At 64.2% G+C, this 16687-nt stretch carries 10 protein-coding genes; 8 read left to right on the forward strand and 2 right to left on the reverse strand.

Annotation, left to right across the window (positions count from 1 at the left end; translation table 11 throughout):
- Positions 1–72: 72 nt before the first annotated feature.
- From ccmI to AMC88_RS06820, 8 genes are all read left to right on the forward strand, one after another.
- Positions 73–1203: a c-type cytochrome biogenesis protein CcmI gene (gene ccmI, locus AMC88_RS06785; RefSeq protein ID WP_064825017.1), complete on the forward strand. Its 1131-nt coding sequence runs from the start codon at positions 73–75 to the stop codon at positions 1201–1203.
- Entirely contained in the window at positions 1200–1688 is a 489-nt protein-coding gene (gene ccmE, locus AMC88_RS06790; RefSeq protein WP_064829920.1) for a cytochrome c maturation protein CcmE, read from the forward strand. Before ccmI ends, ccmE begins: the two co-directional genes overlap by 4 nt.
- A complete protein-coding gene (locus AMC88_RS06795) occupies positions 1685–3679 on the forward strand; it encodes a heme lyase CcmF/NrfE family subunit (protein ID WP_064825019.1) in 1995 nt (664 codons plus the stop codon). The genes ccmE and AMC88_RS06795 overlap by 4 nt, the downstream gene beginning before the upstream one ends.
- A gap of 134 nt (positions 3680–3813) precedes the next feature.
- Complete coding sequence (locus tag AMC88_RS06800; protein ID WP_016734342.1) at positions 3814–4311, forward strand: cytochrome c-type biogenesis protein; 498 nt, start codon at positions 3814–3816, stop codon at positions 4309–4311.
- A 205-nt stretch (positions 4312–4516) separates the two neighbouring features.
- Positions 4517–6115 (forward strand): Do family serine endopeptidase, encoded by a 1599-nt coding sequence (locus AMC88_RS06805; protein ID WP_037113549.1) that lies wholly within the window; start codon positions 4517–4519, stop codon positions 6113–6115.
- A gap of 64 nt (positions 6116–6179) precedes the next feature.
- Positions 6180–6935: a response regulator transcription factor gene (locus AMC88_RS06810; RefSeq protein ID WP_404817293.1), complete on the forward strand. Its 756-nt coding sequence runs from the start codon at positions 6180–6182 to the stop codon at positions 6933–6935.
- On the forward strand, positions 6932–8344 hold the full coding sequence (locus tag AMC88_RS06815; RefSeq protein WP_004670369.1) for a sensor histidine kinase: 1413 nt from the start codon (positions 6932–6934) through the stop codon (positions 8342–8344). Before AMC88_RS06810 ends, AMC88_RS06815 begins: the two co-directional genes overlap by 4 nt.
- A 137-nt stretch (positions 8345–8481) precedes the next feature.
- Positions 8482–11439: a bifunctional [glutamine synthetase] adenylyltransferase/[glutamine synthetase]-adenylyl-L-tyrosine phosphorylase gene (locus AMC88_RS06820; RefSeq protein WP_064825020.1), complete on the forward strand. Its 2958-nt coding sequence runs from the start codon at positions 8482–8484 to the stop codon at positions 11437–11439.
- Here the strand turns inward: AMC88_RS06820 and AMC88_RS06825 are convergent.
- Together AMC88_RS06825 and pepN are read right to left on the reverse strand one after the other, a co-directional pair.
- Positions 11436–13745 (reverse strand): PAS domain-containing sensor histidine kinase, encoded by a 2310-nt coding sequence (locus AMC88_RS06825; protein ID WP_004670374.1) that lies wholly within the window; start codon positions 13743–13745, stop codon positions 11436–11438. The genes AMC88_RS06820 and AMC88_RS06825 overlap by 4 nt on opposite strands.
- A 192-nt stretch (positions 13746–13937) precedes the next feature.
- Positions 13938–16586 carry an aminopeptidase N gene (gene pepN, locus AMC88_RS06830; protein WP_064825021.1) on the reverse strand — a complete coding sequence of 883 codons (2649 nt, stop codon included), beginning with the start codon at positions 16584–16586 and terminating at the stop codon, positions 13938–13940.
- Positions 16587–16687: the final 101 nt, after the last annotated feature.

Raw genomic sequence — 16687 nt, forward strand, 5'->3', positions numbered from 1 at the left:
AATAGCCTCAAATCTTCGTCATTCGGGCTTTGGCAGTTGGAATAGCGTCAAGCTTCACGTATTTGGGCGGCTATGCTGTTCTGGATTCTCGTTGCCGTTCTGACGGCAGCCGTCGCCGTCATTCTGCTTTACCCCCTTCTGCGTGGAGCGAAGGCGGCGGAGAACAGCCGCGCCGGCGAGGCGGCTGTCTATCTTGACCAGCTGCGTGAACTCGACCGCGATCTTGCCGGTGGACTGATCACAGCGGAAGAGGCTGATTATGCCAGGGCCGAAATCGGCCGCCGGCTGATCGCCGTTTCTGCCGGCGAGCCGGAAACAACGCCGAAACCCGCGCGCCATCACCGTATCGCCGAAGCCTTCGTTCTCCTGATCCTGCCGGTGCTCGGGCTCTGTCTTTATTTGACGATGGGCAGGCCGGATCTGCCCGCGCAGCCGCTCGAAGCGCGGCTGGAAAATCCCGGCAATGACGTGGCGGTGCTGATCGCCAAGGCGGAACGGCATCTGGCTGAGAATCCGGACGACGGCAAGGGTTGGGACGTGCTGGCGCCGATCTATTTCCGCACGATGCGGGTCAACGATGCGCAACTCGCCTATCGCAATGCCATCCGGCTTCTCGGCCCGAGCCCGATCCGGCTCGATGGCCTTGCCGAGACGCTGATGGCAGTCTCCGACGGCGTGGTGACGGAGGAGGCGCGCCAGGCGCTGGAACAGTCGCTGGCGCTGGAACCCGACAATCCGCGTGCCCGTTTCTATGTCGCCCTCAGCATGGAGCAGGCGGGGCGGACCGACGAGGCGCGCCTGGCCTTCGAAGCGCTGGCGCAGCAATCGCCGGCCGATGCGCCCTGGCTGCCGCTGGTCAATGAACATATTGCCAAGAACGGCGGAGCGGCGGCCCAGCCGACGGCGCCCGGCGGACCGACTTCGGAAGACGTGGCAGCCGCTGAAGACATGAGCGCCGGCGACCGGCAGCAGATGATCCGCGGCATGGTCGAAAGCCTCGACGCCAAGCTGACCGCCGATCCCAATAATTTCGAGGGATGGATGCGTCTCATCCGCTCTTACGCCGTATTGAACGATAAGGATCGCGCAGCCGACGCCCTGAAGCGCGGGCTCGCGGCCTTTCCGCCGGCGGGTGAACAGGGCCGGCAATTGCTGGCGCTTGCCAGGGAACTTGGCATAGCCACGGAGGGGATGACGCAATGACGCGCAAGCAGAAGCGCTTGGCGGTGATCGCGGGCGGGATGGGTTTCATTATTGCGGCGGTGCTGTTGGTGATGTTCGCCTTCAGCCAGTCGGTGGCCTATTTCTACATGCCGGCGGATCTGGCCAAGACCCCGGTGGCGCCGGAGACCCGCATCCGGCTCGGCGGCCTGGTCGGGGCCGGCAGCGTCGTGCGCGGCGCCGGTTCGACGGTGGAATTTACCGTTACCGACGGCAGCGCCAATGCGGTCAAGGTCCACTATACCGGCATCCTTCCGGATCTGTTCCGCGAGGGCCAGGGTGTGGTCACCGAAGGCATGTTTGCATCAGGCGGCAACCTCTTTGTCGCCGACACGGTGCTCGCCAAGCATGACGAGACCTATATGCCGAAGGAGGTGGCCGACAAGCTGAAGGCGCAGGGCCTGTGGCAGCAAGGCCAGGGCGGACAAAATCAGGGCCAAGGCCAGGAGGCGAAGGCGACGCGATGATCATCGAGATCGGCCATTATGCCCTGGTGCTGGCGCTGGCGACGGCGCTGATCGTCTCGATCGTGCCTGTCATCGGCGCCCGCCGCCATGACCGGGCAATGATGGATGTGGCGACCTCCGGCTCGCTGGCGATGTTCGCGCTCGTCGCCTTCGCCTTCGCCGTCCTGACCTATGCCCATGTCGTCTCCGACTTCTCGGTCGAGAATGTCTGGGAGAATTCGCATTCGCTGGTGCCGCTGATCTACAAATATTCCGGCGTCTGGGGCAATCACGAGGGATCGATGATGCTCTGGCTGCTGATCCTGACGCTGTTCAGCGCGCTGGTCGCCGTCTTCGGCCGCAATCTGCCGGAGACGCTGAAGGCCAATGTGCTTGCCGTGCAGGCCTGGATCTCGCTCGCCTTCACCCTGTTCATCCTGTTGACCTCCAATCCCTTCCTGCGGCTCGATCCGGCCCCGGCCGAGGGCCGCGACCTCAATCCGGTGCTGCAGGATGTCGGGCTCGCCATTCATCCGCCGCTGCTCTATCTCGGCTATGTCGGCTTTTCCGTCTGCTTCTCCTTCGCCGTTGCCGCTCTGCTGGAAAGCCGCATCGACGCTGCCTGGGCGCGCTGGGTGCGGCCCTGGACGCTCGCCGCCTGGACCTGCCTGACGCTTGGCATCGCCATGGGCTCCTACTGGGCCTATTACGAGCTCGGCTGGGGCGGCTGGTGGTTCTGGGATCCGGTGGAGAACGCCTCCTTCATGCCGTGGCTCGCCGGCACCGCGCTGCTGCATTCGGCCCTCGTTATGGAAAAGCGCGAGGCGCTGAAGATCTGGACGGTGCTGCTCGCCATCCTGACCTTCTCGCTGTCGCTGATGGGCACCTTCCTGGTGCGCTCCGGCGTGCTCACCTCGGTGCATGCCTTCGCCAGCGATCCCTCCCGCGGCGTCTTCATTCTCTGCATCCTGCTGATCTTCATCGGCGGGGCGCTGTCGCTGTTTGCCCTGCGGGCGCCGAAGCTTGCGGCCGGCGGGCTGTTTGCGCCGATCTCGCGCGAGGGCGCGCTGGTTCTCAACAATCTGATCCTGACGGTCGCCTGCGGCACGGTTCTCACCGGCACGCTCTATCCGCTGCTCCTGGAGACGCTGACCGGCGACAAGATCTCCGTCGGGCCGCCCTTCTTCAACCTGACCTTCGGCCTGTTGATGGCGCCACTGCTGGTCATCGTGCCGTTCGGGCCGCTGCTGGCCTGGAAGCGCGGTGATCTGCTCGGCGCGCTGCAGCGGCTCTATGCCGTCGCGGCTCTCGCCTTCGCCGCCGCCGTCATCGTCTTCTATCTCGAACATGGCGGGCCGGTGCTCGCCGTGCTCGGTCTGGCGGCCGGGCTGTTCCTGATCCTCGGCGCCATTGCCGATCTCTGGTATCGCGCCGGCATCGGCAAGCTCGCCGGCAGCATCGCCTGGCGCCGTCTGACCGGTCTGCCGCGTTCGGCCTTCGGCACCGCGCTTGCCCATGCCGGCCTTGGCGTCAGCGTGCTCGGCATCGTCGCAGTCACCACCTTCCAGAGCGAGCATGTCGTCGCGATGAAGCCGGGTGAGATCATCGAGGCCGGCGGCTACAGCCTTGCGTTCGACGGCATGCGGCCGGGCAGGGGACCGAACTACAGCGAGGAGCGCGGCCACTTCACCATCCGGCGCGCCGGGGTTGTCGTCGCCGATACCTGGTCGGCCAAGCGGCTCTATACCGCAAGGCAGATGCCGACGACCGAGGCCGGCATCCTGACCTTCGGCCTCAGCCAGCTCTATGTCTCGCTTGGCGACGCCACCCAGGACGGCGGCATCGTCGTGCGCATCTGGTGGAAGCCGTTCATCCTCTGCATCTGGGGCGGCGCCTTGATCATGGCCGCCGGCGGCTGCGTCTCGCTCTCCGACCGCCGCCTGCGCGTCGGCGCCCCGCGCCGCAAGGCCAGGGCCAAGCCGGCGACACCCGCGATGGAGCCGGCGGAATGATGGGCTCACGGCCTCCCTCATTCCTGTGCTCGTCACAGGAATCCAGCGCGCCCAAGTCTTTGGGCGCAGGAGACTCTAAAGATCTATTCACGGCGCGGACGCGCCGTGGCTGGATTCCTGTGACGAGCACAGGAATGAGGGGAGGAGGGGTTCGGTGCGCCCATTCAGCGTCACACGTACTCTCTCGTCTCCTCGTCGCCCTGTTCATCCTCTTCACACCCCTTTCCGCCTTCGCCGTCAATCCCGACGAAGTGCTGGCCGATCCGGTGCTGGAGGTCCGCGCCCGCACTCTTTCGGCCGAACTGCGCTGCATGGTCTGCCAGAACCAGTCGATCGACGATTCCAATGCCGAGCTGGCGAAAGACCTGCGCCTCTTGGTGCGCGAGCGTATCAAGGATGGCGACAGCGACGAGGAGGTGCTGAACTATATCGTCTCGCGCTACGGCGAATTCGTGCTGCTGAAACCGCGGTTCAGCATGAAGACAGTATTGCTCTGGGGGGCGCCGGCGCTGCTGGTGCTCGCCGGCGGGCTGTCACTGCTGGTCTTTGCGCGCAAGAGGGCTGGCAAGCCGACGGGAAGCAAGCTAACGGCGGAAGAACAGGCGAGGCTGAACGAGCTTCTAAAGAAATAACAACCCGTCGAACCGGGATGATATTTCCAAGTCCTTGGACACTCCAGAGAAGCGCTGGGCGCAGCAACGGCCAGAAACATTCCGAACATTACCAATTTTTCATTGGCCGGACAGTTCGCAGTAAGGTGCGCCATCCTATATCTTGATGCATCGACTGATCCGGCGCTGCCGGTCTGAAGATCTAAGAACAAGAGAAGGTGCTCCAATGCTGAAGAATTTCAACGGACGTCCGTCCCTCGCCACCGTGCTCAAGGCTTCTACCGTTGCCGGTATCGCAGCCGCTGTGCTCGCAACCGGCGTTCCGCTCGAAATCACCCGGTCTTATGCCGAAGCCGTCAAGGTTCAGGCGCCTGCCGTTCCGAGCTTCGCCAATGTCGTCGATGCCGTTTCGCCCGCCGTCGTGTCGGTTCGCGTGGAAAATCGCGTCAATCCCGTCGCCGACAACAATGACGGCTTCGCCTTCGATTTCAACGGCCGCGGCTTCGATGATCTGCCTGACGATCATCCGCTGAAGCGCTTCTTCCGTCAGTTCGGCCAGGATCCGAACGATCAGCAGGGCCATCAGCGGCGCTTCGGCCAGAACGGCCCCGGTGGCCCGGGCGGCCCGAATGGTCCAGGCGGCAAGGGCCGGCTGCGCCCTGTCGCTCAGGGCTCCGGCTTCTTCATCTCGGAGGACGGCTATATCGTCACCAACAACCACGTCGTCTCCGACGGCCAGGCTTTCGTCGCTGTGATGAATGACGGCACCGAACTCGATGCCAAGCTGATCGGCAAGGATCCGCGCACCGACCTCGCAGTCCTGAAGGTTGACGGCAAGGGCAAGAAGTTCACCTATGTCAACTGGGCCGACGACAACAATGTCCGCGTCGGCGACTGGGTCGTCGCCGTCGGCAACCCCTTCGGTCTCGGCGGCACGGTCACGGCCGGCATCGTCTCGGCCCGCGGCCGTGATATCGGCTCCGGTCCCTATGACGATTACCTCCAGGTGGATGCGGCCGTGAACCGCGGCAATTCAGGCGGTCCGACCTTCAACCTCAGCGGTGAAGTCGTCGGCATCAACACCGCGATCTTCTCGCCGTCCGGCGGCAGCGTTGGCATCGCCTTCGCCATTCCCGCCTCGACCGCCAAGGATGTCGTCGCCGATCTGATGAAGGACGGCCAGGTGTCGCGCGGCTGGCTCGGCGTCCAGATCCAGCCGGTGACCAAGGATATTGCCGAATCCATCGGTCTTTCCGAGCCGAGCGGCGCCCTTGTCGTCGCCCCGCAGGCCGGATCGCCGGGCGACAAGGCCGGCATGAAGGCCGGCGACGTCGTCACCGCCCTGAATGGTGAAACGATCAAGGATGCGCGCGATCTCAGCCGCCGCATCGGCGCGATGCAGCCGGGCAGCAAGGCCGAGCTTTCGGTCTGGCGCGCCGGCAAGGCCCAGTCGCTCACCGTCGAACTCGGCACGCTGCCGGCTGACCAGAAGGAAGCGAATGCCGATGACAACAGCCAGCCGCAGCAGCCCGAGGCGCCGGCGTCCGAGAAGGCGCTCGCCGATCTTGGCCTGACCGTCGGCCCCTCCGATGACGGCAAGGGCCTGGCGATAACAGGTATCGACCCGGACTCCGACGCCGCCGACAAGGGCATCAAGGAAGGCGAGAAGATCACCTCGGTCAACAACCAGGAAGTCTCTACCCCCGCCGATGTCGTCAAGGTGCTGAACCAGGCCAAGAAGGACGGCCGTACCCGGGCGCTCTTCCAGATCCAGTCGAGCGAAGGAAGCCGTTTCGTCGCTCTGCCGATCAACGGCCAGGGCTGATCCCCGCAAAACGGGAGCCGTGCGGAGGAAACTCCGCGCGGCTCGATTGTTCTGATTTTGAAGGATGATCGCGATGAGCGCCGCTCCGCAGCCAGATGCTTTGAGCCTTGCCGAAACGCAGCCGGTGGGTAATGTCGGCCGCATGAAGATTCTCATCATCGAAGATGATCTCGAAGCCGCGGTCTACCTCACGAAAGCCTTTCGCGAGGCGGGCATTGTCGCCGACCACGCCAGCGACGGCGAGAGCGGTCTGTTCATGGGATCGGAAAATAACTATGACGTCATCGTCATCGACCGCATGCTGCCGCGCCGCGACGGTCTCTCCGTCATCAGCGAGCTGCGCCGCAAGGGCGTCCATACGCCGGTGCTCATCCTCTCCGCGCTTGGCCAGGTCGATGATCGGGTGACCGGTCTTCGTGCCGGTGGCGACGATTACCTGCCGAAGCCCTATGCCTTCAGCGAATTGCTGGCGCGTGTCGAGGTGCTTGGCCGCCGCAAGGGCACGCCGGAACAGGATGTCGTCTATCGCGTCGGTGATCTCGAACTCGACCGGCTCTCCCACGAGGTGCGCCGCGGCGGCAAGGAAATTCCGCTGCAGCCGCGCGAATTCCGCCTGCTCGAATATTTGATGAAAAATGCCGGCCAGGTGGTGACCCGCACCATGCTGCTCGAAAATGTCTGGGACTACCACTTCGACCCGCAGACGAACGTCATCGACGTCCATGTCTCGCGCCTGCGCTCGAAGATCGAGAAGGACTTCAGCCAGCCGCTCCTGAAAACCATCCGGGGCGCGGGGTACATGATCAAGGACGAGGGATGAGCCGCTTCAGGGTTCTCTTCAAGTCCACCGCAGTCCGCCTTTCGGCACTCTACATCCTGCTTTTCGCCATCTGCGCCGCGACCCTCGTCTTCTATGTGACGGCGATGTCGGAACGGCTGCTGACCGGCCAGATCCGCGATGCCGTCAAGCAGGAGGTGGAGCAGGTGCAGCGCGCCTATGACACCGGCGGCATGAACCTTCTGCTGCGCACGATGGAGCGGCGCGCCCGTCAGCCGGGCGCCAATCTCTATATCATCGCCGGGCCCTCGGGCGATATTCTCGCCGGCAATGTCGCCTCGGTGCAGCCGGGCGTCTTCGAGGAGGTCGGCTGGACCTCCGCGCCCTTCGCCTATCAACGCTATACCGACGGCGGCGGTGTCGAGCGCCGCCATCGGGCGATCGCCAATATCTTCGTGCTCGACAACGGCTTGCGGATCCTGATCGGCCGCGACCTCGGCGATCCCGAACGTTTCCGCCTCCTCGTGCGTCAGGCGCTGATGGTGGCGCTGGCGATCATGGGGCTCGGCGCGATCATCATCTGGTTTGCCATCGGCCGCAATGCGCTCAAACGCATCGACCGCATGTCGGATGCGAGCAAGAAGATCATGGCCGGCGACCTGTCGCAGCGTCTGCCGGTCGGCGGCTCCGGCGATGAGTTCGACCGGCTGTCGATGTCGCTGAATACCATGCTGGAGCGCATCGAGAAGCTGAATGAAGGCCTGCGGCAGGTCTCCGACAACATCGCCCACGATCTCAAGACACCACTGACGCGGCTGCGCAACAAGGCGGCCGATGCGCTCGACATGACCGATGCCGATACGCGGCGGGTAGCGCTCGAAGGCATCATTTCCGAATCGGACCAGCTGATCCGCACCTTCAACGCGCTGCTGATGATCTCGCGCGTCGAGGCTGGATCGGTCGCCGCGGAGATGTCGCCGGTCGAGCTTTCGGCCATTGTTTCCGACAGCGCCGAGCTTTACGAGCCGGCGGCCGAAGAGGCCGGGCTTGGCTTGAGCTCCAGCGTCGAACCCGGGATCGAGGTGCAGGGAAATCGCGAGCTGATCGGCCAGGCGATCTTCAACCTGCTGGACAATGCGATCAAATACTCCTCCGATACGCAAGGGGCGGGCGAGGTGTCGCTGAAGCTTGCCCGCCGCCCGGATGGCATCTGCCTGTCGGTGGCCGACCACGGACCGGGTGTACCGGCCGATCGGCGCGACGACGTGGTCAAGCGCTTCGTCCGCCTCGACGAAAGCCGCTCGAAGCCCGGCACCGGGCTCGGGCTTTCGTTGGTGGAGGCGGTGATGGAACTGCACAACGGCCGGCTGGAACTCTCCGACACCAATCCCGACAGTCCGGAACAGCGCGGCCTGACCGTCAGCATGATCTTCCCGGCCAAGGCTGCCTGAAGGACTTGTGCGGAAACGCGATCCGTCGAATCGCGTATTGGCGGTTTGGCGCCGAGACCCTAGTTTAAACCCGATCGAGGAGGCGGGGTCGTGATTCTGCCGGCCGTTTCCGTCCGCTCCAAAGCCAGGGAGAGCGTATGCTGACGAAATCGACGCATGGCCTGAAGGATGTCGCCGAAGGGCTGCTGCGTCCGCTGAGCCAGACGGAGTTGAAACTGGCGATGAGCGATCTCCAGCAGGCCGGCAAAAGCGAGCCGGCGGTCGCCGCGATGCTGAAGGGCGAAGGGCGGCTGCGCGATTTCATTGCCGCCGTGCTGACGCTCTCGCCCTATCTGCGCGAAATCGTCAATCTCGACCCGGCCGTCCTCGCCGGCGCCATCACCAAACCCTTGGAGCCGCAGATCGAAGCGCTGATCGCCGAGGCGCGGGACTGCTGGCGGCCGGACGGCGACGGGGCCGCGCCAGTGGAATCGGCGGTGATGAGCAGACTGCGCATCATCAAACGCAAGGCCGCCTTCCTCGTTGCACTCGCCGATCTCTCGCGCATCTTCGACGGCCGGGCCACGACCGCCTGGCTGAGCGAGCTCGCCGAAGCCTCCGTCGCCGCTGCAATCGACCATCTGCTGCTCTCTGCGCATGAAAGCGGAAAGGTCAGGCTGCGGGATCCGGCCAGGCCGAGCGAGAACTCGGGACTGATCGTGCTCGGCATGGGCAAACTCGGTGCCTGCGAGCTCAACTATTCCTCCGATATCGACCTCGTCGTCTTTTTCGACGAGCAGGCCGGCATCGTGCCCGACCCCGATGACGCCATCGAGGTGTTCCCGAGGATGATGCGCCGGCTGGTGCGCATCCTGCAGGAACGCACCGCGGATGGTTACGTCTTCCGCAGCGATTTGCGATTGCGCCCGGATCCCGGTTCGACGCCGCTGGCGATTCCGGTCGACGCGGCGATGATCTACTACGAGGGCAGGGGCCAGAACTGGGAGCGGGCGGCCTTCATCAAGGCGCGCGCCGTGGCCGGCGACCTTGTGGCCGGCGGCGAGTTCCTGCGCGGCCTTTCGCCTTTCGTCTTCCGCAAATATCTCGATTACGCGGCGATCGCAGATATCCATTCGATCAAGCGGCAGATCCACGCGCATAAGGGGCACGGCGCGATCGCGGTCAAGGGCCATAATGTCAAGCTCGGGCGCGGCGGCATCCGCGAGATCGAATTCTTCGTCCAGACCCAGCAGCTGATCGCCGGCGGCCGCATGCCAGCGTTGCGCGGCCGCGGAACGGAGGAGACGCTCGGCGAGCTCACCAAGGCGAGATGGATCGACGCCGAGACCCGCGATGAGTTGACGGAGGCCTATTGGTTCCTGCGCAACGTCGAGCATCGCATCCAGATGGTGCGCGACGAGCAGACCCACCTGCTGCCGGAGACCGATGCCGACCTCAAGCGCATTGCCTTCATGATGGGCTTTACCGACACGCCGAGTTTTTCCGAACGGCTGGTTGGCGTGCTGAAGACGGTGGAGCGGCGTTATGCCCGCCTGTTCGAGCAGGAGAGCAAGCTTTCCACCGAAACCGGAAACCTCGTCTTCACCGGCCAGGGCGATGACCCGGATACGCTGGAGACCTTGAAGAAGCTCGGCTTTAACAGGCCGTCCGACATTTCCCGCATCATCCGCACCTGGCATTACGGCCGCTACCGCGCGACGCAATCGGTGGAGGCGCGCGAAAGGCTGACGGAGCTGACGCCGGAGCTCCTGCGCGTCTTCGGCGAAAGCAGGCGCGCCGACGAGGCGCTGCTGCGTTTCGACAGCTTCATCTCGGGCCTTCCGGCCGGCATCCAGCTCTTCTCGCTGCTCGGCAGTAATCCGGCGCTCCTGTCGCTGATCGTCAACATCATGTCCTCGGCACCGCGACTGGCCGAGGTGATCGCCGCCAGGCCGCATGTTTTCGACGGCATGCTCGATCCGGCCCTGATGGCCGAGCTGCCGACGCGCGATTATCTCGGCGAGCGCCTGAACGGCTCGCTCGCCCAGGCGCGCCATTATGAGGAGGTGCTCGACCGGTTGCGCATCTTTGCCGCCGAACAGCGCTTCCTAATCGGCATCCGCCTGCTCACCGGCGCAATCAACGGCGCAATGGCTGCCCGCGCCTTCACTCATCTCGCCGACCTCATCATATCAGCCGCGCTCGATGCCGTGACAACCGAGATGCGGGCCGCGCACGGCGATTATCCCGGTGGCCGTATCGCCATATCAGGCATGGGCAAGCTCGGCAGTTTCGAGCTGACCGCAGGCTCCGACATCGATCTGATCCTGCTTTATGATTATGACGACACCGCCTCCGAATCCGACGGGCCGAAGCCGCTCGACGCGACGCGCTACTTCACCCGCGTCACCCAGAGATTGATCGCCGCCTTGTCGGCGCCGACCGCCGAAGGCGTGCTCTACGAGGTCGACATGCGGCTGCGTCCCTCCGGCAACAAGGGGCCGGTCGCCACCCGCATCAATGCCTTCGGCAAGTACCAGCGCGAGGAGGCTTGGACCTGGGAGCATATGGCGCTCAGCCGCGCCCGGCTGATCTCCGGCGATGACAGCCTGATCGCCGAGGCGGAGCATATCGTCCGGGATGTGCTGTCGGCCGATCGCGACATTGGCAAGGTGGCGCATGATGTCGCCGAGATGCGCGAGCTGATCGAAAAGGAAAAGCCGCCGTCCGGCCCCTGGGACCTGAAGCTGATCCCCGGCGGCGTCGTCGATCTCGAATTCATCGCCCAATACCTGGTGCTGATCGCTCCCGCCAAGGGTGTCGATGTTGCCGTCAATGGCCTGAGCACCGGCGAGGCTCTGAAGGTGCTCGGCGACCGGCTGATGGCCGCGACCGACCTCGACACTTGCCTCGAAGCTTTCGCGCTCTACACCAGCCTGTCGCAATTGATCCGTCTCTGCATTGACGGTGAGTTCGATCCGAACGACGCGCCGGCGGGTCTCATCGAACTTGTCTGCCGCGCCGGCGATTGCCCCGATATCACGACGCTGGAGGGGGAGATCAAGCGGCTTTCCAAGGCGGTTCGGAAGATTTTCCTGAGCGTGGTCAAAGCTTAGACATCGTCCGGAATGCGCAGCGAGATCACCGTGCCCACGGCTTCGCGCGAGCGGATTTTCATGCGGCCGCCATGCAGGGCGGTCAGCGAGCGCGAGATGGCGAGCCCGAGACCGGAACCGCCCTTGCTCTTGGCGTATTGGCTCTGCACCTGTTCGAACGGCTGGCCGATCTTCGAGAGCGCCGATCGGGGGATGCCGATGCCGGTATCGGCGATGGTGACGGTGACGGCGCCGTCGACGCGGCGTGTGCGCACCGCGATGCGGCCGCCATTGTCGGTGAACTTGACCGCATTGGAAAGCAGGTTGAGCAGCACCTGTTTCATCGCCCGGCGGTCTGCCATCAGCGCCATGCCCGAGCAGATGCGCTGTTCAATGACGATGTTCTTCTCCGCCGCCGGAATGGCGGTGAAGCGCAGGCTTTCCTCGATCAGCGGCACGAGGTCGATGCGCTCGCGATGCAGCCGGAGATGGCCGGCCTCGATCTTCGACATATCGAGGATGTCGTTGATGACGTTGAGCAGATGCTTGCCGCTGTCATGAATATCGCGGGCATATTCATCGTATTTCAGCGAGCCGAGCGGCCCGAACATCTGGTTCTGCAGGATTTCCGAGAAGCCGAGAATGGCGTTCAGCGGCGTGCGCAGCTCATGCGACATGTTGGCGAGGAATTCCGATTTCGCCTTGTTGGCCGCTTCGGCGCGCTCCTTCTCCGCCTGGTAATTGGCGTTGGCCGTCGAAAGCTCGGCCTTCTGGAGCTCCAGCGTCTGGCGCGAGGCGGAAAGATCGCCGATCGTCGCCATCAGCCGGCGTTCGGATTCGCGCAGCCGCTCCTGATGGCGTTTCATCAGCGTGATGTCGGTGCCGACAGACACCCTGCCGCCGTCGCGGGTGCGCCGCTCGTTGATCTGCAGCCAGCGCTCGTCGGCCAGCTGCACCTCGGTCGTGCGCGAATAGCCGGAGCCGTCGGCATCGGCGATCCGCCGCTCGATGACCGGGCGGGCGGCTGCGGCATTGACGATCGAGCGCTCGGTGCCGGGTACCAGCACGCTGTCCGGCAGCCCGTAGGCCTGCTGGAAATGCGTGTTGCACATCACGAGCCGGTCGTTCTTGTCCCAGAGCACGAAGGCTTCCGAGGTGCATTCGATAGCGTCGGCGAGCCTCTGGTCGGCCTCCGCATAGCGCTGGGCGAGCCGATGCTGTTCGGTCACGTCCATGGCGATGCCTATCAGGTGCATGCGGCCGGAATTGCTGCGGATCACCTGGGCGCGGGCGCGCATCCAGACATAGTGGCCGCCGGCATGGCGCATGCGGAAGATCTGGTCGACCTGGCCGGAATGGCCCTTGGCGATGGCGCGGGCGATCTCGTAGAGGCCGCCGTCGTCGGGATGCATCAGCCGCGCGGCTTCGCCGAAGCCCATCGTCTTGTCGGAGCCCGGCAGGCCGAGCATGTCGTACATCGAGCGCGACCAGAAGAATTCCCGGTTCTCGAAATCGAAGTCCCAAAGGCCGCAACGGCCGCGCGAAAGCGCCGTCTCGACGCGCAGGTTCGATTCCAGGAAGATGTCGTCGGCGTCGCGGGCCCGCTTCACCTGCGTGTAATAGGCATAGAGGATGACGAGCAGGATCGAGGAGATGCCGGCAAACAGCGTGACGTTGAGCGCCAGCTCCTCGCGCCAGAGCCGGCCGACCTCCTCGAGCGAGGTGGCGGCGACGACGAAGCCGCCGGCATTGCCCATCAGCGTGATCTCGGCATAGTGCGGCACGCCGCCGATCGTCGTTTCGATGACGCCGGCCCGATCGCCGAAACGCCGGATCGCCGAGACTTCGGGGAAGAAATCGCCGACATTGCTGCCGACATGCGAAAGCCCGGCGGTCGTTGCGGCAAAAACTTTGCCGCTGGCCTGCACCAGCAGCACGAAGGCGCCGTCGTCCAGCCGGTCCTGTGGCAGGTACCTGGCAAGCCGGGCCTGGGCTTGCGTGATATCGCCGCTGTCGAAAATGTCGGCCGCATCGGCAAAGACGGCAGAGGCCGTCGCCGCCGAAAGCGCCGTGGCATGGCGGGCGGAAGCCTCCAGCCGGCTATATTCGCTCATCATGCCGAAGAAATGCGAGGCGGCGACGACGGAAAGGAAGGCGATGATCAATGCCGGAATGGCGCGCTTCAAGATAAGCTCCGCCTTCGGCAGATGACGCAGGAGGGGTTCCGATGTCGGGTGACCGGATAGGCTGTCTCGCCAGGCTTTCAGCCCGTCAAAATCGACACGCAGCCGTCCTCCGGCCACGGTTGCCCGCCGCACGTCCATCATCTCTTCGCCTTGTCCCTCGTGTGATTCGCGCGCCGCTCGCTCGAACCTGACCTAGAGAATCATGGGTGATTCGCCTTGTCCAGAGGCAAAGGTAAAAATCCGTTAACTATTTATATTTTCGTATTTTTCGGGCGATTCGAATCGCTGGGCGGAGTGGCCGCCGCGTGGCGCGCGACGGCCGGTCCAGGCAAATCACCCTTTGAGCGTGCGCTCGACGATATCGCGCACGTCGGTGGAAAGGTCGGGCGCCCGCTCGATCTCGATCAGTGCGGAGCGGGCGTGATCGGCGCGGGTCGGTTCCAGCGACCGCCAGGAGCGCATCGAGGTGAGGATGCGGGCTGCAAGCTGCGGATTGCGGCCGTCGATTTCGAGAATCTGGCCGGCGAGGAAGCGATAGCCTTCGCCGTCGGCCCGGCCGAAACCGGTCGGATTGGCAAAGGCGAAGGTTCCGACCAGCGCCCGCATCCGGTTCGGGTTGGTCCGCTTGAACAGCGGGTTCTCCATCAGGCCGCGCACCCGGTCCAGCGCCTGGGCGCCCGGAATGCCGGCCTGGATCGTGAACCATTTGTCGATGACGAGCGCGTTTTCCGCAAAGCGATCGCGGAAGGCGGCCAGCGCCTGGCTTGTCTCCGCACTGTCGGGGAAACGATGGGCGAGGATCGTCAGCGCATGGCTGAGGTCGGTCATGTTGTCGGCCGCGTCGAAGGCTGCCTTGGCGCGCGCAGGCGTCTGTTCGGCCTGCGCGAGATAGGTCAGCGCGCTATTGCGCAGCGCGCGCAGGCCGGCGCTCTTGGCATCGGGGCTGAAGCCGCCGGATGTCGCCATTGCCGCGTAGAGGCCGGCAAAGACATTCTTTCCGGCATCGGCGATCTGCTTGAGGATCGCCTGCCGGCCGGCATGGATGGCATCGGGATCGTTGTTGCCGCCGAGTTCGCGGGCAATATCGGATTCGCTCGGCAGTGCCAGCGCCTGGGCGCGGAAGGCGGGCTCGAGGCTTTCGTCGGCGGCCGCCGCAATCAGCGTCTCGACGAAGGTCGGCTCGCAGGCGACCGGCTTGCCGTCGCGCGCGTCGCGGGCTGCTTTCAGAAGGTTCGGCAGCGCCAGATCGGTCAGCGCCTGCCAGCGGGCGAAATGATCGGTTTCGTGGCGGGCGAGATGAGCAAGATCGGCCGGGCTTTGATCGAAATGCAGGTTGATCGGCGCCGAGAAGCTGCGGTTGATCGAGACGACGGGGCGCGAGCCGACGCCATGAAACACCGCCGTTTGCGTGCGGCCGGTCAGATGCAGCACCTCGCCGGCATATTCGGCGCCCTCGACCGAGCTCGGCGCGATCTTGCCGCCGTTTTCGCCGAAGAGCGCCAGGCTGAGCGGGATATGCATCGGTTCCTTGCTCGACTGGCCGGGTGTAGCCGGCGTCATCTGTTCGAGCGACAGGGTGAAGCTGCCGGCCGCCGGATCATAGCTGCCCGATGCGGTGACGAGCGGCGTGCCGGCCTGATGGTACCAGAGCGAGAATTGCGTGAGGTCGCGCCCGCTCGCATCCTCGAAGCATTTGACGAAATCCTCGATCGTCACCGCCTGGCCGTCATGGCGGTCGAAATAGAGGTCCATGCCCTTCTTGAAGCCGTCTCTGCCGAGCAGCGTCGCGATCATCCGCGTCACTTCGCTGCCCTTCTCGTAGACGGTCCTCGTATAGAAATTGTTGATTTCGCGATATGTCGTCGGCCGCACCGGATGAGCGAGCGGGCCGCCATCTTCCGGAAACTGCTCGGACTTCAGATGGCGCACATCGGCGATGCGCTTGACCGGGCGTGAGCGCTGGTCGGAGGTGAATTCCTGGTCGCGGAAGACCGTCAGGCCTTCCTTGAGGCACAGCTGGAACCAGTCGCGGCAGGTGATGCGGTTGCCGGTCCAGTTGTGGAAATATTCATGCGCGATGACCGTCTCGATATTGGCGTAGTCGGCATCGGTCGCGGTCTCGGGATCGGCAAGGATGTATCTGTCGTTGAAGACATTGAGGCCCTTGTTCTCCATCGCGCCCATGTTGAAGTCGGAGACGGCGACGATCATAAAGATGTCGAGATCATATTCGCGCCCGAACCTCTCTTCGTCCCACGCCATCGAGCGCTTCAGCGCATCCATGGCATAGGCCGCGCGCGGCTCCTTGCCGTGCTCGACATAGATCTTCAGCACCACGTCGCGCCCCGACACGGTGGTGAACGTGTCTTCGACGACGCCGAGATCGCCGGCAACGAGGGCAAAGAGATAGCTCGGCTTCGGATGCGGGTCGAACCAGGCGGCGAAATGCTTGCCGGGGCCGTAGCCGGCGCCGCCGAGGAAGTTGCCGTTCGACAGCAGCAGCGGGTTGGTGTCCTTGTCGGCGATGATGTTGACGGTGAACGGCGCAAGCACGTCGGGCCGGTCGGGGAAATAGGTGATGCGGCGGAAGCCTTCCGCCTCGCACTGGGTGCAGTAGATGCCGCCGGTGCGATAAAGACCCATCAGCTGGGTATTGGCCTCGGGATTGATGATCGTGGTGATCGTCAGCTCGAAGGGCGCGCTCTCCGGCAGGTCGCGCACCGTCAGGCTTTCCGGCGTCGCGTCATAACGCGAGGGATCGAGCTCCACCTGGTCGAACAGCAGCCCCGCCAGCGTCAGCTCGTCGCCGTCGAGCACGATCGGCGCGGTAATGTCGGCGCCCGGGCGGCGGTGAAAGATGAGACGGGCTTCGACTTTGGTTTCCGTCGGATCGAGTTCGAAAGTCAGGTCCACGCGTTCCAGCACGAAGTCGGTGGGACGGTAATCTGCCAGATGAATGACCTGGCCGGTATCTGTTCGCATGGTGTTTCCTGAAGACCGTTATTTGACAACCGCGGAATACAGAGGCGGGCGCGCTCTGCGATAATTGGCCGGCATGATTACATTAAAGTCTGAACTAAAGT

The organism is Rhizobium phaseoli, from assembly GCF_001664385.1.
Classification (GTDB): Bacteria; Pseudomonadota; Alphaproteobacteria; order Rhizobiales; family Rhizobiaceae; genus Rhizobium; species Rhizobium phaseoli.